17 protein-coding genes and 1 tRNA gene are annotated in these 19,752 nt (G+C 73.3%); 10 read left to right on the top strand and 8 right to left on the bottom strand.

Annotated features, from left to right (window positions below):
• Together BU198_RS05290 and BU198_RS05285 are read right to left on the bottom strand one after the other, a co-directional pair.
• Entirely contained in the window at positions 1–705 is a 705-nt protein-coding gene (locus BU198_RS05290; RefSeq protein WP_188295658.1) for a response regulator, read from the bottom strand.
• On the bottom strand, positions 702–1,922 hold the full coding sequence (locus BU198_RS05285) for a histidine kinase (RefSeq protein WP_188295657.1): 1,221 nt from the start codon (positions 1,920–1,922) through the stop codon (positions 702–704). The genes BU198_RS05290 and BU198_RS05285 overlap by 4 nt, the downstream gene beginning before the upstream one ends.
• A 221-nt stretch (positions 1,923–2,143) precedes the next feature.
• Between BU198_RS05285 and BU198_RS05280 the strand changes: the two genes are divergently transcribed.
• Positions 2,144–2,410: a hypothetical protein gene (locus BU198_RS05280; RefSeq protein WP_188295656.1), complete on the top strand. Its 267-nt coding sequence runs from the start codon at positions 2,144–2,146 to the stop codon at positions 2,408–2,410.
• Between the two features lie 57 nt (positions 2,411–2,467).
• Here the strand turns inward: BU198_RS05280 and BU198_RS05275 are convergent, their stop codons facing one another.
• Positions 2,468–5,263: an ATP-binding protein gene (locus BU198_RS05275; RefSeq protein WP_317619973.1), complete on the bottom strand. Its 2,796-nt coding sequence runs from the start codon at positions 5,261–5,263 to the stop codon at positions 2,468–2,470.
• Between the two features lie 753 nt (positions 5,264–6,016).
• Between BU198_RS05275 and BU198_RS05270 the strand changes: the two genes are divergently transcribed.
• Both BU198_RS05270 and BU198_RS05265 read left to right on the top strand, forming a co-directional pair.
• The gene (locus BU198_RS05270) at positions 6,017–6,286 is read left to right on the top strand and encodes a hypothetical protein (protein ID WP_188295655.1); all 270 of its coding nucleotides are present in this window, start codon (positions 6,017–6,019) and stop codon (positions 6,284–6,286) included.
• Positions 6,287–6,428: 142 nt separating this feature from the next.
• Positions 6,429–7,385, top strand: coding sequence for a hypothetical protein (locus BU198_RS05265; protein WP_223243952.1), 957 nt, complete (start codon positions 6,429–6,431; stop codon positions 7,383–7,385).
• A gap of 7 nt (positions 7,386–7,392) precedes the next feature.
• Here the strand turns inward: BU198_RS05265 and BU198_RS05260 are convergent, their stop codons facing one another.
• On the bottom strand, positions 7,393–7,749 hold the full coding sequence (locus BU198_RS05260; protein WP_188295654.1) for a peptidase inhibitor family I36 protein: 357 nt from the start codon (positions 7,747–7,749) through the stop codon (positions 7,393–7,395).
• A gap of 699 nt (positions 7,750–8,448) precedes the next feature.
• On the opposite strand from BU198_RS05260, the gene BU198_RS05255 reads away from it, so the two are divergent.
• Genes BU198_RS05255 through BU198_RS05245 form a run of 3 tightly spaced genes read left to right on the top strand, consistent with a single transcriptional unit; the run spans position 8,449 to position 13,535 of the window.
• Positions 8,449–9,003: a hypothetical protein gene (locus BU198_RS05255; protein ID WP_188295653.1), complete on the top strand. Its 555-nt coding sequence runs from the start codon at positions 8,449–8,451 to the stop codon at positions 9,001–9,003.
• Between the two features lies 1 nt (position 9,004).
• Positions 9,005–9,379: a CU044_2847 family protein gene (locus tag BU198_RS05250; RefSeq protein ID WP_188295652.1), complete on the top strand. Its 375-nt coding sequence runs from the start codon at positions 9,005–9,007 to the stop codon at positions 9,377–9,379.
• Between the two features lie 4 nt (positions 9,380–9,383).
• Positions 9,384–13,535, top strand: coding sequence for an eIF2A-related protein (locus BU198_RS05245; protein ID WP_188295651.1), 4,152 nt, complete (start codon positions 9,384–9,386; stop codon positions 13,533–13,535).
• A gap of 1,195 nt (positions 13,536–14,730) precedes the next feature.
• Here the strand turns inward: BU198_RS05245 and BU198_RS05240 are convergent.
• The 3 genes from BU198_RS05240 to BU198_RS05235 all read right to left on the bottom strand — a co-directional run bounded on the left by BU198_RS05240 (position 14,731) and on the right by BU198_RS05235 (position 15,985).
• Positions 14,731–14,814, bottom strand: a tRNA-Leu gene (locus tag BU198_RS05240).
• 129 nt (positions 14,815–14,943) lie between these two features.
• Positions 14,944–15,081, bottom strand: a complete 138-nt coding sequence (locus tag BU198_RS41820; protein WP_317619974.1) for a DUF397 domain-containing protein — start codon at positions 15,079–15,081, stop codon at positions 14,944–14,946.
• On the bottom strand, positions 15,038–15,985 hold the full coding sequence (locus tag BU198_RS05235; RefSeq protein WP_317619972.1) for a helix-turn-helix transcriptional regulator: 948 nt from the start codon (positions 15,983–15,985) through the stop codon (positions 15,038–15,040). Before BU198_RS05235 ends, BU198_RS41820 begins: the two co-directional genes overlap by 44 nt.
• A gap of 160 nt (positions 15,986–16,145) precedes the next feature.
• Between BU198_RS05235 and BU198_RS05230 the strand changes: the two genes are divergently transcribed.
• The 3 genes from BU198_RS05230 to BU198_RS05220 all read left to right on the top strand — a co-directional run bounded on the left by BU198_RS05230 (position 16,146) and on the right by BU198_RS05220 (position 18,171).
• The gene (locus BU198_RS05230) at positions 16,146–16,571 is read left to right on the top strand and encodes an ATP-binding protein (protein ID WP_188295650.1); all 426 of its coding nucleotides are present in this window, start codon (positions 16,146–16,148) and stop codon (positions 16,569–16,571) included.
• Between the two features lie 8 nt (positions 16,572–16,579).
• The gene (locus tag BU198_RS05225) at positions 16,580–17,143 is read left to right on the top strand and encodes a hypothetical protein (RefSeq protein WP_188295649.1); all 564 of its coding nucleotides are present in this window, start codon (positions 16,580–16,582) and stop codon (positions 17,141–17,143) included.
• A gap of 158 nt (positions 17,144–17,301) precedes the next feature.
• Positions 17,302–18,171 carry an alpha/beta hydrolase gene (locus BU198_RS05220; protein ID WP_188295648.1) on the top strand — a complete coding sequence of 290 codons (870 nt, stop codon included), beginning with the start codon at positions 17,302–17,304 and terminating at the stop codon, positions 18,169–18,171.
• 88 nt (positions 18,172–18,259) lie between these two features.
• Here the strand turns inward: BU198_RS05220 and BU198_RS05215 are convergent, their stop codons facing one another.
• Positions 18,260–19,243 (bottom strand): alkylmercury lyase family protein, encoded by a 984-nt coding sequence (locus tag BU198_RS05215; protein ID WP_188295647.1) that lies wholly within the window; start codon positions 19,241–19,243, stop codon positions 18,260–18,262.
• Between the two features lie 96 nt (positions 19,244–19,339).
• On the opposite strand from BU198_RS05215, the gene BU198_RS05210 reads away from it, so the two are divergent.
• Positions 19,340–19,744, top strand: coding sequence for a heavy metal-responsive transcriptional regulator (locus BU198_RS05210; RefSeq protein WP_188295646.1), 405 nt, complete (start codon positions 19,340–19,342; stop codon positions 19,742–19,744).
• Positions 19,745–19,752 lie beyond the last annotated feature (8 nt).

Below are 19,752 nucleotides of genomic sequence, written 5' to 3'. Positions count from 1 at the left end.
CTACGTGCCCGGCAGCCCCGGCACCACCAGCCCGCTCTCGTAGGCGATCACCACCGCATGGGTCCGGTTCTGCGCGCCGAGCTTGTTCAGCACGTTCCCGACGTGCGTCTTGACCGTCTCCTGGCTCACCGCGAGCGCCTGCGCGATCTCCGGGTTGGACAGCCCGGTGGCCATCAGCCGCAGCACCCCCTCCTCCCGCCCGGTCAGCGCCGCCCGGGGCAGCGCCTCGGCGGAGTCCAGCGGCCGGGCCGCGACCATCCGGCGCAGCGCGGCGGGGAACAGCACCGCCTCCCCGGCCGCCGCCACCCGCACCGCCTCGGCGATCTGCGGGACGGGCCGCCGCTTCAGGACGAAGCCGCTGGCGCCGGCGCTCAGCGCGGCGGTGACGTAACCGTCGTTCTCGAAGGTGGTGATCACCACGACCTTGGGCGGGTTGGCGTCCCGCTCCAGCAGTTCGCGGGTCGCCTCGATCCCGTTGCGGCGCGGCATCCGCACGTCCATCAGGACCACGTCCGGCCGCAGCAGGCGGGCCTGCTCGACGGCCTCGACGCCGTCGGCGGCCCGCCCGACCACCGTGATGCCCGGCTGGGCACCCAGCAGGGTGCCCAGCCCGCTGCGGGTGACCGGGTCGTCGTCGGCGATCAGGAGGGTGACCTCGCGCGGCGCGCCCGCGTCGGGGCCGGGACCGGGGAAGGGGCCGCTCACGCCGACCACCGCATCGGCAGCCGGACCGCCAGCCGCCACTGCCCCTCGCCGTACGGGCCGGCCTCGAACTCGCCGTGCAGCAGCCGCACCCGCTCGGCCAGGCCGGGCAGCCCGTGGCCGGAGGTCGGGAACCCGCTCGACCCCGGCCCGGCCCCGCCGCCCGCCACGCCGTTGACCACGCTCAGCTCCAGCGCCTCCGGCCCCGCCGCCACCCACAGCCCGATCGGCCCGCCCCCACCGTGCCGCAGCGCGTTGGTCAGGCCCTCCTGGACGATCCGGTAGGCGGCCCGGGAGAGCGTGCCCTGCACCTGCGCCAGGTCCCCGGTGGTCCGCGGCTCCACGACCGCGCCCGCGTGCCGCAGCCGGTCGACCAGCTCGGGCAGGTCGGTGAGGGTGCGGGTCGGCGCGGTGCCCGACTGCTCCTCGCGCAGCGCGCCGAGCACGTAGTCCAGGTCCTCCAGCGCGGCCCGGGTGGACTCCTCGATGCTGCGCATGGCGGCCCGCGCCGCCGCCGGATCGTCGGCCAGCACCTCGCCGGCGACGGCCGCCTGGATGGTGGCGGCGGTCAGGGTGTGCCCGATCGAGTCGTGCAACTCGTGGGCCAGCCGGTTGCGTTCGGCCAGCAGCCGCTCCCGCTCGGCGGCCATCGCGAGCCGCTCGGCCGGGGAGGGCCCGAGCAGCCGGGGCGCCAGCCACCGCAGCGCCCCCGACACCCCCGCGAACAGCACCACCGCGAGGAGCAGGCTGAGCACCGCGATCACCCAGGCCCAGACGCCCGTCACCTCGGCGCCCCAGCCGAAGAGGCTCACCCGCGCCGAGCCCTCCGCCCACCGCCCCGGCAGTGCCACCCCCATCACCAGGAGCGTGCTGCCGCCGATCAGCACCGTCCAGCCCAGCGCCACGTGCGCCACCACGAACACCGGTGTCCGCCACCGCTCCGTCGCGGCCCCCTTCACCGGGTCGGGCACCGCGACACCCAGCAGCCGCCGTGCCCCCGCCACCAGCACCCGGCGCACCACCCGCGGCAGCCCGGCCACCGCGAGCAGCAGCGCCCACAGCGGCAGCGCCACCCAGACCGCGTCCGGCCGGCCCGACACTCCCAGCGTCATCCCGAGCGCCACCATCGCCACCGGCAGCGCCGCCAGCGCCCCGAGCACCGCGAACAGCACACCCGTGTACGTCGAGCCGCGCAACAGCGGCCGCAGTCCCTTGATCATGTCCGTCAGTATCACCGGCCTTCCGACCAGCGGTCCTCCCCCGATCGAGGGAGGACCGCCGACGGCGCCCACCCCTCCGGCGGCCGGCGGAGGGCCCGCGGCGGGCCACCGGAGGCACGTCGCGGGCCGCCTCGAACCCGGCCGGATCGCGACCACTCGTTCGCATGAATCCGGGTGGAAGCCATCGCCAGAGCCGCCGGAATTCCAGACCATCGGCATTGATGACGATCAATCAAAAACTCTTCCGGCAAGGCCTGTTGGCGACCGCGTCGACCGTCACGGTGCTGGCCACGACGACCGCCCAGGCCGGCCAGGCCGCGCCCGGCCGGCGGGACGACAGGCCGCACCGCTACAAGGTGTCCGTCCGGGCGGCGCACGGGGCCTGGACGCTACCCTCCGGCCTGGCCTCCTTCACCGTGTACGCCCGGGGTGCCCGAGCCACCGGAGCTGCCGGAGGCAACGACGGCCCGGCGGCCGCGGCCCGGTAGCGAAGCCCACGCGCCCCGGCACGGCCCGGCCACCGCGGCCCGGTCACCCCGGCCCGGTCACCGCGGCGGCTTCACCGCACCGGCGAGGGCGTCGCGCAGCATGGTGCGGGAGGTGATGCCGAGCTTCTCGTAGATCTGGTACAGGTGCGCGCCGACCGTCCGGTGCGACAGGAACAGGCGCTCGGCGATCTGCTTGTTGGTGAGCCCGGAGGCGGCCAGCCGGGCGACCTCCAGCTTCTGGGCGCTCAGTCCGTGGCCGCCGTCCACGGCTTCGGGCCGCGGGCCGCTCCGGCCCGTCGCCCGCAGCTCGTTCCTCGCCCGCTCGGCCCACGGCCGGGCGTCCAGCTCCTCGAAGACGGCCAGTGCGGCGCCGAGTTGGGCCCTCGCCTCGGCCGTCGCCCGGGCCCGGCGGAGCCGTTCGCCGTACCCGAGCCGGACCCGGGCGTGGTCGAAGCGCCACCGCTCGGCGCCGGGGGTGCCGAGCGCGAGGGCGAAGCGGCGCAGGGCCTCCTCGTCGTCGTCGGCACACAGCGCGGCCGACGCCTCCAGCAGCATGGCGTGCCGGGAGGACACGGCGCCGAGGCCGGCGCCGCGCATGGCCAGGACGTGGGCGGCGGCCTCCTCACGCCGGCCGCTCCGGGCGGCGGCCTCCACGAGGTGCGCGGCCACCCACAGCGCGTGGGGGACGTGCGAGGCGAGGGTGCCGGCCGGGCTGACCGCGGCGGCGTGCCCGTAGGCGAGCGCGAAGTCCCCGCTGCCGAGGGCCGCCACGGCGGCGGCGTGGTGGGCGTAGTGCGCGGCGCAGGGCGCGTCGTGGCTCTCGGCCCAGTCGATGATCTGCCCGGCGGTGGTGAGGCTCTCCTCCGTGTCCCCGCGGGCGCCGAGGACGATGGCGTCGATGTAGAGGAAGTACCAGGCGAAGGCGCGGTAGCCGTGGTCCTCGCAGGCCCGCAGGCCCTCGGCGGCGAGGGCGAGCGCCTCGTCCCACCGTCCGGTGAGGTAGTCCTCCAGGCACAGGTGGATGAGCGAGGAGAGGTACCGCCTGGCCGGGCCGCCCTCGCGTCCCGCCCGCACCACCTGCCAGGCCGCGTCGCGGACCTCGCCGAGGCGGTCGAGGTAGAGGGCGCCGGTGCCCACCCTGGTGACCAGGACCGGGTCGGCCTCCTCGCCCAGCGAGGCCATCAGGGCGTCGAGCCTGCCGTGTGCGGCCGCGCCGGTGCGCGCGGGGTCGGCGAAGGTGCGGCCCAGGACGGTCAGGATGGCGGGTGGCTCGGGTGTGAGGCGTTCCACCGCCCGGTCGTAGCAGCGCCACAGGTCGGGCCGGGCGCCGAAGAAGCAGACCACCGCGAGGACGTGCAGCGCGTCGACGAGTGCCTTGTCGTCGGCCCGGTACCCGTGGGCGCCGGCCGCGGACTCGATGGCGGCGGTCAGCAGCCGGTGGGAGGCCCCCACGTCGCCGTCCCCGTTGAGGACGAGCAGCGCGGACGCGGTGGCCGAGTGCAGCGAGTCCTCGCCCGCGGGGACGGCCTGGCGCGCGTCGTCCAGAAGCTTGCGGGCGCTGGTCAGGGCCCCGGTGGACTCGGCCCCCAGGTAGGCGGCCTCGGCGAGGCGGCGGCCGCGGTTCGGCCCTTCCGGGGAGAGGGCGGCCGAGCGGACCAGCGTCCGCATGGCCCCGGCGGCGTCGCCGCGCCGCAGGGTGAGGCCGGCGGCGTGCTCCAGCTCCGCGGCGACCTCCTCGTCGGGCTCCAGGGTGGCCTCGCCTAGGTGCCAGGCGCGGCGTTCGGGCTGGTCGGCGAGGGCGTGGGCGAGCGCCGCGTGCGCGGCGCGCCGTTCGCTGCTGAGGGCGGGGCTCACCACGGCGGAGCAGATGAGCGGGTGCCGGAACCTCAGCCGCTGCCCGCCCTCCTCGATGTGCACCAGCCGCTCGCGCTCGACCGCGGCGAGGTCCTCCAGGCCGTACCCGCCGTCGGCGTGCCGGGCGGCCGCCTGGAGCACGCCGAGGTCGCCGTTGCCCTCCAGGGCGGCGAGCAGCAGCAGTTGCCGGGAGGGCGCGGGCACCCGGCTGATCCGCGAGCCGAACAGCGTCTCCAGCCGGCAGCTGAGCGACGGTACGGCCGGGGAGTCGACGGAGGGCTGCACGACGGTCGGCAGTTCCAGCAGCGCCAGCGGGTTGCCGCCGGCCTCGGCCAGCAGCCGCCGACGGGCGCCGCGGGCGAGGCCGGGGAACCGGTCGGTGAGCAGCCGGGCCGCCGACTCCTCGTCGAGCGGCGGGAGTTCGTACGTGGGGAAGGCTCCGCTCTCCCTGGCCCCCAGCTCGCCGGAGCGCGCCGCCGCCACGAAGCTCACGCCCAGGCCGGCCACCCGCCGGGCGGCGAAGCCGAGCACGCTGGTGCTGGCCTGGTCGACCCAGTGCAGGTCGTCGACGACGAGCAGCAGCGGCTGCCCGCCCGCGACGGTCTGGATGAGCCTCAGCATGGCGTTGGAGACGAGGAGTTGCTCCGGCGGCGGGCCGCTGTCGAAGCCGAGGACGACGCGCAGGGCGTCGCGCAGCGCGGCGTCGAGGTGTTCCAGGGCACCCAGGTGCGCGAACAGGATCTGGTTGAGGCCCGAGTAGCCGCAGTCGGCCTCGAACTCCACGCCCGAGGCCCTGAGCACCCGGACGCCGTCCGCGAGCGCACACCCGGCGACCGCGTCCAGCACGGCGCTCTTGCCGACCCCGGCCTCCCCGGAGAGCAGCAGCGCCCCGCCGCCCGACCCGAGGCCGAGCCGTTCCCTGACCAGCCGCAGGTCACCGTCCCGGCCGACCAGCGCCCGCTCCCCGACGCCGAGCACTCCGGCTCCGTCCCCGCCCACCACCGCCGTTCCCCTCCCGCGCAGTTCCGGCCCCGCCACCTGCGCGCCGGATCCGGACTTCCTGACGGAAATCCCCTCGGCGCGGCCCGTGAACACCCCTGACCGCACCCATTATGAGGGCAAACGGATGGTCAAGTCGTGGACCTGCCGGTCCTTTTCCGGCCACCTGCCGGGCGGCTCGCCGGCCGACAGGACGTACCGTCCGACGTGCGCCGATGCGATCGGCCATCCGGTTCGCGCCGTCGGCCGACCGATGCGCCGACGATTCCACGGTGAAGCGGAGCCGGGCCCGTGGTTCCACTCGACGCGTCGCGCCCTTTTCTCGTCCTTTCTCGTATTGCGCCATTCGGCGGCCGCGTGTGGGCAATGTCACCCGGTCCGTGCCGACGTCACGGGCCGGCCCCGAAAGCGAGTTCCGCCACGGCTCCCGCATCCCTCCACCGGAGCCTCCTCCCGGTGGCCTCCCCGGCCACTGCGCCACCCGCCCCGGCCGGCCCCGGCGGCCGGTCGCCCCTCGGCTCGGCCGGCCGTCCCACTGCCTCCCGGGTGCACCGTCTGCTCCGCCCGAACGACCTTGCGAGACGATCACCCGGTCGGCCATTTCCGCAGGTCGGCGCGGTGTGTCTGACGGGCCGTTGGGTCTGTTCGGATGGCGGCGGCGCTTGCGGGGGGTGGCGGCGCGTGGCTGTCTGGTTCCGGCGGGGCCGACCGGTGCTGCCAGCTGTGACCTCGAACTCCACGGAGGAAATCATCATGCGTGCTCTCAAGCGTGTCCTGGCCGTCGGCGCCCTGACCGTCCCGCTCGTGATCGGCTGCGCCGGCCTGGCCTCGGCCACCGAGGGCCTGGACGCGTCCTTCGGTCAGGGCTTCTTCGTCGCCAACCAGAACGGTGCCGGTGCGGCGGCCGTCGAGTCCTCCGTCAGCCCCGAGGGTGTCTCGCACGCCGACTTCTTCGTCTGGTCCGACGACACCGGCGTCACCGGTGGGTTCACCGGCTCGGGCGCCACCTGGAACAACGGGTGACGGACCCCGCACCACCGGCGGCCTGAGGCCCCGGAGCGGGCCGCCGCCATCCGGTTCCCGGAATGACAGAACGGCCGGTCGACCACGAGGTCGACCGGCCGTTCTCGTGAAGACACCCGTGGGTCACAGGGAAGGGCGGCACATGGCGTGGGTCCGCAGGTCCCCGGAGCCGGCGCGGCAGGCGTGGACGGCGAACAGGCCGCCGGCCGGCACGGCCGTGCTGATGGGCGTCATGCTGGTCATCGCCCTGGTGGGCCTGATCGCCGACTCCCGGTCGATCACCGGGCAGCCCGCCTGGGCGAAACCGGCCCGCTTCGCGCTCTCGATCAGCGTCTACACGCTCACCCTGCTGTGGCTGCTCACCTTCGTCCGCGGCCGCGACCGCCTCGTCCGGCTCGTCTCCCGGGTGACCGCCGTGTCCCTGACCGTCGAGATGGCCCTGATCGCCGCCGCGGCGGCGTCCGGAACCACCAGCCACTTCAACTTCGGTACGGCGACGGCGACGACGGTGTGGATGACGATGGCCGCCTTCATCGTCGCCACCTGGACGATGGCCCTGGCGACCGTCGTCCTGGTGCTGCGCCAGCGGCTGCAACCACCGGTGTTCGCCTGGGGGCTCCGCCTGGGCCTCGCGGTGTGCGCCCTGGGCATGGCCGTCGCGTTCCTGATGACGACGCCCACCTCCCGGCAGCGCGCCGCCGCCGCGCAGGGCCACGGTCTGCCGGTCATCGGCGCGCACACCGTCGGGCTCGCCGACGGCGGTACGGGGCTTCCGGTCACCGACTGGAGCACGCTCGGCGGCGATCTGCGGGTGCCCCACTTCGTCGGCCTCCACGCGTTCCAGGTGCTGCCGCTGGTCGGCTTCCTGCTCGTCACCAGGCCGCGCGGGCTGTCCGAGCGCCACCGGGTCGCCCTGGTATGGACCGCCGCACTGGCCTACCTGGGCCTGGTGCTCCTGCTGACCTGGCAGGCGCTGCGCTCCCAGCCGGTCACCGCCCCCGACGTGGTGACCGTGGCCTCGGTGCTCGCCCTCGGAGCCCTCGCCGGCGCGGCAGCCCTGGCCGTCCTCCGCCACGCCCGCCGCCCGGAGCGCGACTGAGGACCGTTCACCCCTTTCCGGCAGGCCGGGCGGACCGGACGGGGTAGGGGAATCGGGCGGTACCGCGGCCCGGTTCGAGGACGACGTGGAGGCCTCCGTAGGCGGGCGATTCGTAGAAGCACCAGGTGACGTGGCTGTGGTTGGCCGCGCTCTCGATCGGCGGCTCGATCAGGAGCCGCGGCAGCCTGATGTGCGCGAGCAGACCCCGGAAGTCCTGTTCCGTGAACGCGCACACCGAGTGGCCCCTGGGCCGGCCGAGCTGTCTGGGGACGGCGGGTGCGCGGGCTCCGGGGATCACGGCCGCACCCGCGATCGCCGCCGCGGTCATGGAGACCGCCGCCCGCCTCGGCACGGACCACTGCACGCGGGCCCCCTTCCGGTTCCTCGACGAGGAGCGGCCTCGCCGTTCGAGAGGGGGATCCCACCGCCGGGGGGAGGGATAAACGGCGACGGGGAAAGTCGTAAGTACACACACCGGGGAGCACCGCCACCGGCGTCCCCGAACGCCAGGACGGCCGGACGGTCCGAAGATCGACCGGCCGTTCACTGCGACCGGCCGTTCACTGCGGCCGGCCGTTCACTGGGACCGGCCGTTCACTGGGACCGGCCGTTCACTGCGGCCGACCGGCACGATCCGCTGACCAGCGGCTATCCGGCGCGGCCTCGTCGCCGCGCGGTTTGCCGGGTCCGCGCTGTCCCGGGCCTCGCCGCGAGCGGATCGGCGGGATGGCGTCGGCCGTGTGGTCGTCGATACGGACCGCCGTCAGGATGTGGCCTTGTTCGGCCGGAACGTGCGGGCCCCTTCTCGGCCGGGCCGAGCGCTCGGCATGATCACGGACGGCCCACTCGCCGTCACCCGTGGACACCGCCATGCGCCCGTTCCGCGCTCTCGCCCTGCCCGCCGCCGCGCTGCTGATCGGCGCCGGCACCCTGCTCGCCGCCGCTCCGGCCGCGACGGCCACCGAACCGCTCGCCTGCCCGCCTGCCCGCCTGCCCGCCTGCCCGAGAACAACGGTGCCTCGGTTCACGTCCCTAACCCGGACGACCACGGCTCGTTCCACACGTGCGCGACGAGCCGCGCAGCGTCGCCGAGGCCGGGACCACCAGGGAGGGCAGCTCCCACCTGGCCGTAGCCCTGTCCGCCGGCCCCAAGGGCATCGGGCTGCTGGACGGGAACATCGCCTACACGGTCTCCGTCACCACTCCCGACGACGACCGCTCCAGCTGGGTCCGCGTGGACATGAAGCTGCCCGCCGGGACGACCTTCACCTCCGGCAGCGGCGACGCCTACGGCACCGGCTGCACCGCCAGGCAGGGCCCGGCCGGACCGGTCGCCGACTGCCTGCTCGACACCCAGGGGATTGTGGTCAACCGGCAGAATTCGGTGACGTCGGGTTCCATGCCCGGTTTGGAGACCTCCTTCCCCAGGGCATGTAGCTCGTTTCCCGGGCCGGCGCGCGCACATCCCCGCAGCGTGGTGTCGGTGCGACCGTTCGTGCAGCGGTCGGAACGGCCCAATCATCCCTGTCTGTTGGGGAGTTCGCGGTTTCTCTGCGCGTCGGTGCGAGTACTACGGTGTGGCCGTGTCCGCCGTGTGGCGGCGCTTGGGAAGGGGTGACATGGGGCAGCAGTTGGCGCGGGTGCCGCTGGAGGGCGGGGGCTCGATCCTCGTGGAGGCGGAGGAGGCCGCGGCGGGGCCGGTGAAGGCGGGCCGGGTCGGTGACGCGGTGCGGGAGCTTCCGGAGAGTCTGGGGTCGGCGCTGGAGCCGGTGACCGGTCTGGCGCGCACGGTGCTGCACCGGTTGCGGGAGGCGGGGCCGGACGAGGTGGAGGTGGAGTTCGGGGTCGACCTCTCCGCCGCGGCGGGGGTGGTGATCACGAAGACCGCTGCCAAGTGCCATCTGACGGTGCGCGTGACGTGGCGCAAGGACGAGGCCGACACCGGTGAGGCCGTGGCCGAAGCTCCCGAGACCGACGACGAGCCGGAGGCATGAGCGGATGACGGCGGGACGGGGGACTTTGCCGGCCGGTGCGGGCGATGGCCTGGCGGCGGCCGTCGCGCAGGTCCGTGACGGGGACGGGCTGGTGGTGGGGGCGGGCTTCCTCGTCGAGGACGACCTGCTGGTGACGTGTGCGCACGTTCTGGAGGACGGCGGCTACGGGCCCGGCGCGGTGGTGACGCTGGTCTTCCCGCGCGCACCCGGCGCCCCGGAGGTCACCGGGCGGGTGCTGGAGGAGGCGTGGCGCGACGCGCGGGAGCAGGACGTCGCGCTGGTGCGCCTGGAGCATCCGGTCGGGGTGGAGCGGTTGCAGTTGGGGTCGGCGGCGGGCGCGCGCGGGCACCGGGTGCGCTCGTTCGGCTTTCCCGTGCAGGCGCCTCCGGGCGGGCACCTGGGGTTCGCCACGGCCGGCGGAATCCTCCCGGACGACGGCAAGGTCGGTGAGGTGTTGCAGCTCACCGATGCCAACGACCTGACCCAGGGGTTCAGCGGCGGGCCGGTCCTGGACGAGGTGACCGGCCTGGTGGTGGGGATGCTCACCGCGATCACCGCCATTGACGGACACCACCGCGGCCACGGCATCGCCTACGTCACCCCCACCTCCGTCCTGCGCGAGGTGTGGCCCGCGCTCGGCGAGAACGACGTGTCGCCCTACCGGGCGCTGGAACCGTTCACCGCCGAGCACGCCCGCTGGTTCCGGGGCCGCGAGAACGCGGTGCGCCAGGTCCTGGAGGGACTGAGGGGCGGGCAGCGGGTGGTGCTGCTGCTGGGCCCGTCCGGTTCGGGGAAGTCCTCGCTGGTCCAGGCCGGAGTGCTGCCCGCGCTGACCGCGGGGAGCCTGCCGGGCAGTGACCGCTGGCGGCAGGTCCTCACGCGACCGGGACCGGACCTGCCGGGCGCCCTCACCCGCGCGGGCCTGCCCGGGAGCGGCGGGGCGGATGCCGCCGGCCGGGCGGCCGGTGCGCCCCCTGAATCGTCCCGTGTCGTGCTGGTCGTCGACCAATTCGAGGAACTCCTCGCCCCCTCCGCCGGCCCCGAGGCCCGCCAGACGCTCGCCCGGATCACCGCCGCGATCCGCTCCGACGCCCCACTCAGCGTCGTCCTCGTCATGCGCGACGACTTCTACTCCCGCCTGTCCACGCTCGCCCCGGACCTGCTGGACACCGCACTCCAGAGGAAGGGCGTCCTCAACGTCCCCGCCACCCTGAGCGCCGCGGACCTGGACGCGATCGTCACCGGCCCCGCCCACGACCTGGACACGGCCTTCGAACCGGGCCTGGCCGAGCAGATCATCACCGACGTCCTGGAGCTCAGCCCCGGTGCCGGCGGCGCGCCCGTCACCGTGCTGCCCCTGCTCGAAGTCGCCCTCACCCGGCTGTGGGAGCGCCGCCTGGCCTACGACGGCCGCCTCACCCACGACGCCTACCGCCGCATCGGCGCCGTCACCGGCGCCCTGACCGACTGGTGCGACACCGCCCTGCGCGAACTTGATCCCCGGCAACGGGACACCGCCCGCGGAATCCTCACCGCCCTGGTACGCCCCGCCGACGCATCCCTGAACATCCCGGCCGCGCGCCAGCAGCTCCCGCTCGGCGAACTGCGCGACCTCGCCGCGGCCGATACAACCCCCGAGGCCCTACGGGCTGTCGACGACGTCCTGGCGGTGCTCTCCCGACACCGCATCGTCACCACCTACCAGGTCCGCGACGACACGCGGCCAGCCCCTGCGCAGGACGCGGAGGGAACCGCGGTGGCCGAACTGGTCCACGACGCGCTCATCCGCGACTGGGACACCCTGCGCGACTGGGTCGAACAGGACCTCCGCTTCCACGACTGGCTCCACCGTGCCCGCCAGCAGCATGTCCGCTGGCAGGAGCACCGCGACCCCCAGGACCTGCCCTCCGGAACCCTCCTCGCCGAGGGAACCGACTGGTCGAACCGCCGTCGGCTGCCCGGCGGAATCGACGACTTCCTGAAAGCCGGGCGCCACCGCCAGCAGGCCGCCGCCCGCCGCAGCCGACGCCTCAACACCATCCTGGCCACCGTCCTCACCCTCGCCCTGATCGCCGCGGGAATCGCACTCTGGCAACGGCAGACGGCGGTCACCGCCCAGCAGACCGCGCAGTCCCGCCAGCTCGCCGCCCAGTCCGCCTCCCTGATCGCCACCGACCCCGACCTCGCCGCGCTTCTCGCGGTCGCCGCCTACCGCACCAGCCGCACCGCGGAGGCCGCCGCAGCCCTCAGCAACGGCGCGAACCTCCCCTTGCGCCACCGTCTCGCCAGCCACACCGGTGTCGTGAACGCGGTGGCGTTCAGCCCGGACGGACACACCCTCGCCACCGGCGACGACCACACCGTGCGACTGTGGGACGTGGCCACCGGCAAGACCACCACCACCCTCACCGACCACACCGATACCGTGAACGCGGTGGCGTTCAGCCCGGACGGACACACCCTCGCCACCGGCGACGACCACACCGTGCGACTGTGGGACGTGGCCACCGGCAAGACCACCACCACCCTCACCGACCACACCGATACCGTGAACGCGGTGGCGTTCAGCCCGGACGGACACACCCTCGCCACCGCCGGCGGCGACCACACCGTGCGACTGTGGGACGTGGCCACCGGCAAGACCACCACCACCCTCACCGACCACACCGATACCGTGAACGCGGTGGCGTTCAGCCCGGACGGACACACCCTCGCCACCGCCGGCTACGACAGGACCGTGCGGTTGTGGGACGTGGCCACCGGCAAGACCACCACCACCCTCACCGGCCACACCGGTCCCGTGAACGCGGTGGCGTTCAGCCCGGACGGACACACCCTCGCCACCGCCGGCGGCGACGACACCGTGCGACTGTGGGACGTGGCCACCGGCAAGACCACCACCACCCTCACCGACCACACCGATACCGTGAACGCGGTGGCGTTCAGCCCGGACGGACACACCCTCGCCACCGCCGGCGGCGACGACACCGTGCGGTTGTGGGACGTGGCCACCGGCAAGACCACCACCACCCTCACCGGCCACACCGGTCCCGTGTTCGCGGTGGCGTTCAGTCCGGACGGACACACCCTCGCCACCGGCGGCTACGACCACACCGTGCGACTGTGGGACGTGGCCACCGGCAGGACCATCACCGCCCTCACCGGCCACATCGGTCCCGTGAACGCGGTGGCGTTCAGTCCGGACGGACACACCCTCGCCACCGGCGGCTACGACCACACCGTGCGACTGTGGGACGTGGCCGCCATCAGAACCGTCACTACCTTCACCGGCCACATCGGTCCCATGTACGCGGTGGCGTTCAGTCCAGACGGACACACCCTCGCCACCGGCAGCGGCGACAGGACCGTGCGGTTGTGGGACGTGGCCACCGGCAAGACCACCACCACCCTCACCGGCCACACCGGTTCCGTGCATGCGGTGGCGTTCAGTCCGGACGGACACACCCTCGCCACCGGCGACGGCGACAGCATCGTGCGGTTGTGGGACGTGGCCACCGGCAAGACCACCACCACCCTCACCGTCTCCACCGATACCGTGTACCCGGTACGGTTCAGTTCCGTGCATGCGGTGGCGTTCAGTCCGGACGGACACACCCTCGCCACCGCTGGCGCCGACGGCACCGTGCGGTTGTGGGACGTGGCCACCGGCAAGACCACCACCACCTTCACCGGCCACACCGGTTTCGTGTATGCGGTGGCGTTCAGTCCGGACGGACACACCCTCGCCACCGGCGACGACGACCACACCGTGCGGTTGTGGGACATGGCCACCGGCAAGACCACCACCACCACCCTCACCGGCCACACCGGTCCCGTGAAGGCGGTGGCGTTCAGCCTGGACGGACACACCCTCGCCACCGCTGGCGCCGACGGCACCGTGCGGTTGTGGGACATGGCCACCGGCAAGACCACCACCACCCTCACCGGCCACACCGGTCCCGTGTTCGCGGTGGCGTTCAGTCCGGACGGACACACCCTCGCCACCGGCGGCAACGACAGCACCGTGCGGCTCTGGTTCCACACCGCGCCGGACACCGCGATCAGCGAGATCTGTTCGGCCGTCGACCGTGGCCTCACCCCCGAAGAAAAGCAAACATACCTACCCGCTACCTCCGAGCCCGTCTGCCGTTCATGAACCATCCGCCCAACGACAGTCCTGCCACGGAGCACGCGTCGCAGCACACCCCAGCCGCCGGCACGGAACCGATCATCCGAATCCCACTACCGCAGACCACCAGGCACCGCAATCTGCCCCACCCTCCAAACCCCGCCTGACCAGCCCAAACGCCACCAGGCCAATGCAAGCAAGGGACGACCCTGATACGGGCCCGGACAGCAAGTACCCCGGTCAACCCGACATAGGGTCGGATCGGCCGGCCCCATTGCGTCGGTTGACCACGCAGCGCGGCATGGCGTCGGCGGCGTGCTCGGGGGGCCGTTGGGCGGGCTGTGGCGGGTCCGGCCGGATCATTTGGGCCAGGCCGTCGGGCGGGCGCTGCGGATGAGGCCGGGCAGCGGCAAGGTCGCCACCGTCGTCGTTCCAGTCCTGCTCGGCGTCGGCGAGAACGGGAACCAGCTGGCCTCCTGGGCCTGCGACGGGCTGAGCAAGCTATTGATGGCGCTGCGCGCGTACGACGCGGCCGCCTGGAGCGGTTGGCGATGCCGCAGTCCGAGACCCGCCCTCCGAGGGAACCGAAGCACGCCGGGGAGCCGGAGGCGTTCCAGTCCGCCGCCGGCGAGACGCAGTTGCACGACCACCACCCGGTCCTATCCCCCACCTGAGGCGCACTTCGCACGCCATGAGCGTCGTGCCAACCTCGCGAACGCTGGGCGGGGTTCCGCGGAGCAAGGTCCACTACGACAACCTGAAGGCCGCAGTTGCCCGGACCATAACTGCCGTCGGTCAAGCCGACCGGTCTCGGATGCTCGCCGCCCGGTCCGTCTCTATGACCACCGCCGGCGACGACGCCACCGTGCGACTGTGGGACACCGCCGAAGCGATCAATGCGATCTGTGCGGCCGTTGCCCGTGACTTCGCACCGGAGGAGAAGCAGGCGTACTTTCCCGATCCTCCGGCTCCCTCTGTCACCCGTGAATCGTTCGCCCGACGACGATCCACCCACCGCGGCCTTCGACGCGCCCACCGTCGACGGGGGACCGACCGTCCGGTCCCCACTACCGCACGGCACCAGCGCCCCACCTTGCGAAACCCACCTGAACAGCGGCAACACCGTCGGCCCGATGTCACCAGGGGACGACCTTGATAGGTGCCAGGACAGCAAAAAGGCCGTTCGCTCCGACAAAGTGTCGGAGCGAACGGCCGTTCGCTGTGCGCGAGGGGGGAGTTGAACCCCCACGCCCTTTCGGGCACTGGAACCTGAATCCAGCGCGTCTGCCTATTCCGCCACCCGCGCATCTGGGTGATGAGGACAACTATAGACCATCCGGAGGGGTGGTTCCGGCCACCTCCGGGCGACGGCCGGAGGTCCCCTCTCCCGGGTACGGCCCTGGTCACCCCGGAGGCGCCGCCGGCACCGGGAGCGCTACGCCGGGAAGTCGCCCTCACGGACGGCCCTGACGAAGGCTTCCCACGCGGCGGCCGGGAAAACGAGGGCCGGGCCCAGCGGGTCCTTGGAATCACGCACAGGAACGAGGCCCGGGAAACCGGGGGCTACCTCGATGCAGTTGCCGCCGTTGTCGCCGCTGTAGCTGCTCTTCCGCCAGGCGGCTGCGGCGAGCTCGTTGCTCATCATCCTTGAACCCCTCCAGCGCATCGGCGACCAGTTGAAGCGAGTCACCCTCTGACAGGCATTCAGCCCGGAGCTGATCATAGCGAAGCTGATGCCTGGCCACAGCTTCGGCAGCATCGGTCAAATGACCCCGATCGAGGCTCTCCGAGTACACCGAGCGTTGCCCGTCCGGCAACTCCAGCAACACCATAGCCGCGTTGAAGATGATCCGACGGCACGAGAACGGCGCCACCTGAACGACGATGTTCGGTAGCTGAGCCACGCGCAGCAGATGCTCCATCTGGCTCCTCATCACACTTGGTCCACCCACGACCGTTCGGATGGCGCTCTCGTCAAGGATGACGAGCAACAACGGCCCACCGGGTTCGAGAAAGCGACTCTGCCGACTCAGTCGGGCCCTGGTCAGCTCCTCGACCTCCTCCAGATTCCCGCCCGCAACGCCACTAGTAAAGAGCGCCCGCGCGTACTGCCGGCACTGCAACAAGCCGTACATCACGCTGTCCTGGTACGCACGCAGCCCGACCACAACGGCCTCATGGTCCACATACTCCTGGAACCAATCCGGGTGCTCGATCGAGGCGTTCCAGTCCACCCGGCCGTACAACCGCCTCAGCAGGCCACCCGCGTTCAGGATCCCTTCGAGTTCCTCGACCTCCAAGACCGACGGCTTCCGCCGCCCGGTCTCCATCCGCGAGATCACCGTGCGGTCGAGGTGCATCAGCTTGCCCAGGTCCTCCTGGGTGTAGCCCGCCGACTCCCGCGCGTAGCGGAGCTCTTCGCCGAACATGATCGCGGAGCTGGCCGTCGGTCCGCGCTTGATCTTCCGCTGTGCCATCGCTGTCCCCTGCTTGTGCGCCACGCGCCCAACACGTGGATCTGGGCGTCACCGTACCTCCGCAGGTCGATCATTGTTACCGGAACGCAGTCACCCGCATGCACAGAGTGAACTGCGCGCCCCATTCGCACGCCCCCTCCGCCCCCTGAGGTGCACCCCCATGCCCACTGCCCGTCGCCCCCGTATGTTCGTCGCGCGCCTCGACTCCGAGACCGAATCCACGCCCCTGGCAAGGTACTTGCTGCGGGCCTACCTCTCCGGTCTCCCCGCCGGCGACCGCTACGCCGACACCGCCGAACTCCTCCTCGGCGAGTTGTTCGCCAACGCCGTCCAGCACTCCGACGCCCCCGACGACCGCCACATCGAGATCCGCTTCACCCTCACCCCCGACCGCCTCCTGCGCCTCGAAGTCCACGACGCCGGCGCCGGCCACCCCACGCTCCGTGCGGCCGCTCCGGACGACGAGCGCGGCCGCGGCCTGTTCCTCGTCAACGAACTCGCCCACCGCTGGGGCTGCGAGACCCGCCCTTGCGGCATCGGCAAGTTCGTCTGGGCCCTGTGCGCCCCCACCCTCGTCAGCATCTGAGAGCCCCCATGAACCTCGCCACCCTCGCCCGCCACGCCATGTCCCGCGGCACCACCCCGGCCGCCACCTACGCGCTCCTCGCCAAGCGCTCCGGCAAGCCCCTGCCCTCCGCCCGCGCGGTCTGCCTCGCCCTGGCCATCCCCCTCGCCGAGACCACCCGCCGCCTCGCCGACTGCCGCGACGCCCTGCTCGCCGACCCCCGCCCGAACTCCGAGAACGACACCGGCGAACTCCTCGAAGCCCTCGGCGTCTTCGACATCCCCAAGAGCCTCACGGACACCGAACTCGCCGTCGTGGAACACTTCCTGACCGCCATCGACGCCATGGGCGGCATCCGCCCCGGCCACCAACACGGCCTCCAGCGCTGGTTCACCACCGGCAACCTCACCACCGCCTACCTCTCCCTCGCCGCCGCCCGCCCCCTGCCCCGCACCGGCAACCCCGCCCGGTACTGGACCACCCTCGTCACAGCCGGCGAACTCCTCGCCACCACCCCCAGCCCCGACCGCCGCATCACCTACGCCCTCACCCACTGCCGTACCCAGGCCGCCCGGACCACCACCGGCGGCTGAGGCCCGACTGCCGCGTGACGCACGCGGGTTCCGCGGCCCTCCCGGCCCCGGCCGCCCGGACGCGTCACGCGGACCGGCCTGTTCGCACCCGCCCGCCGGAGCTGATCCCTCCTCGGTCCGGTCTTGTTCCGAAGATCGTTCTGCTGGAGGCTGAGGCCATGCAGAACCTGCCGACCTTCGTCTTCGTCCACGGGGCCTTCGCCAACTCGTTCTCGTTCGCGCCGCTACAGGCCGAACTCGCCCTGCTCGGGCACCGATCCGTCGCGGTCGACCTTCCGGGGCACGGATTCGAGGCGACCTTCCCCGCGCCCTACCAGGCTCCCCAGGACCTCGAAGCGCTCGCCGCGGAGCCGGGGAGCATCAAGGGGGTCACGCTCGCCGACAACGCCGCCCGCGTGACCGACGTCCTCGAACGGGCCAAGCGGAACGGACCCACCGTCCTCGTCGCCCACAGCAGGGGCGGCATCACGGCCACCGCCGTCGCCAACGCTCGGCCCGAGCTGGTCGACCGGATCGTCTACGTCTCCGCCTGGTGCCCTGTCGATCTGGACGTGAGCGGCTACTACGCCCAGCCGGAGATGGCGACCGTCGACCCTGCCGCCTTCGCCGCCGCGCTCGCCGGGAACCCGGCCGAACTCGGCCTGCTCCGGGTCAACTTCCGCACCGCCGACCCGACGGCGCTCGCCGCGTTCCGGCAGGCGTTCGCCGCCGACCTCACCGATGACGAGTTCCGGACCTTCCTGAACACCTTCCAGCCCGACGAGAACCTCGACGCCGGCACGTCCGCCGACCGGGCGCAGGCCACGACCTGGGGCCGGATTCCCAGGACCTACGTGCGTCTGGCCGCCGACACCAGCATTCCGCCCGCCATGCAGGACCGCATGATCCGCGAGGCCGACGCGCTCACCCCCGACAACCCCTTCGACGTCCGGACCCTCGAAGGCGGCCACCTGCGCTGGCTCGTCCACCCGGCGCCGGCGGCCCGGGTCCTGGGGGAACTCGCCGCGCTCCTGCCCACCGGATCCTGACCGGCGCCGGCCGGGCGGAGGCCAGCCGAGCCGGCACCGGCCCGCGCCGTGCCCGCAGGCCCCGCCGCGCCCGCCCGTCGGCCGGCGCTCAGGGCGCGAGCAGGTGCCCGAAGGTCTCCCGGCCGATGCGCTCGGCCTCGGACCGGCCGACCGTACGGCCGGGGACGTCCGGGTGCCCGCTCGTCCAGGCCTCGGCGTTCGCCGCACCGGTGAAGAAGTTCAGCGCGTCACAGCAGGCCGCCGCCGCGGGACCGCCTCCGGGACGCTGCCCGACGAAGACCACGGCGTCCACCGGGTCCCAGCGCAGGACGCCGTCGGCCGAGGTGACCGTGACGGCGTCGCCGCTCACCGGGTCGGTGGAGGAGATCACCGCGTCCTGGCCGAGCATCGCCGGGATGCCCAGGGCGTCGATGGCGCACATCGACCACACCTCCACCCCGATGCCGAGGCGGACCCGGTGCCGGGTGGGGACGGCGGAGAAGGGATAGGCGGCGCGGATGTTCCCCGCCTCGTCCAGGGTGATGAAGTCCTCCTCGGCCAGCTCGGCGAGCACCTCGCCGGCGCTCCGCCCGGCCTCGGCCGCTTCCGGCCGCAGCGTCCGCGCCCCGGGGGCGGTCCCGGTGGCGGAGAAGTGGCGCAGGATGCGCTGTTGCACCGCGCGCAGGCCGCGCTCGGCCGGGGCCCGGCGGCCACGGCCGGAGCGGTCGACGACATCCCGGACGTCCGGCGGCGGGGCGCAGCAGTCCGCCGCCCCGGCGCCCCGGACCGGAGCGGCCGTCCCGGCGAGGGCCAGGCGCAGGGCGGTCTCCTCCGGCAGGCCGGACATCGTGCCGTCCGCTCTCCAGTAGAGGCGGCAGGACAGGCTGGGCGCCGCCCCGGGCGGCGGGAACGGGTCGGTGCCGTCGATCAGGATCGTCGGCGAACCGCACATCCCCAGCCGGGTGGCCTCGGCCTCGTCGGCCACCTCGACCAGCTCCACCTCGGCTTCCCGGCCGTCCAGCGCGGCGGTGGCCAGCTCCAGCGCCGGCCGCGCGTTCGGGCAGTCCGCCACCGTCAGCACCGTGATCCGCATGTGCCCAGTCCTCCGGACCGTCGTTCGGCTTCCCCGCTTCTCCATCCGACGCTAGACCTTCCAGTGCACTGGAAGGTCAAGGGCTACCCTGGAGGCATGCGCATCGGCGACCTCGCCACCCGCACCGGGCTCACCGGCAGGACCATCCGCTTCTACGAGGACAGCGGCCTGCTGCCGGCGCCGCCGCGCACCGCGGGCGGCTACCGCGACTACCCGGAGAGCACCGTGACCCGGCTGGGGTTCGTCCGCGACGCCCAGCGCGCGGGCCTCACCCTCGCCGAGATCCGCTCGGTCCTCGTGCTGCGCGACGACGGCCACGCCCCCTGCGGTCACGTCACCGGCCTCATCCACGAGCACCTCGCCGACATCGAGCGGCGCATGGCCGACCTCGCCACCACCCGGGAGGCGCTCCGCGGCCTCGCGGACCGCGCCGCGAGCACCGATCCCGCCGCCTGCACCGCGGACGACATCTGCACCATCGTCAACCGCGCCCGGCCGTAACGGACCGC

The organism is Streptomyces sp. CBMA156 (assembly GCF_014596515.1).
Lineage (GTDB): Bacteria > Actinomycetota > Actinomycetes > Streptomycetales > Streptomycetaceae > Kitasatospora.
This window is presented reverse-complemented; position numbering and strand designations above follow the sequence as displayed.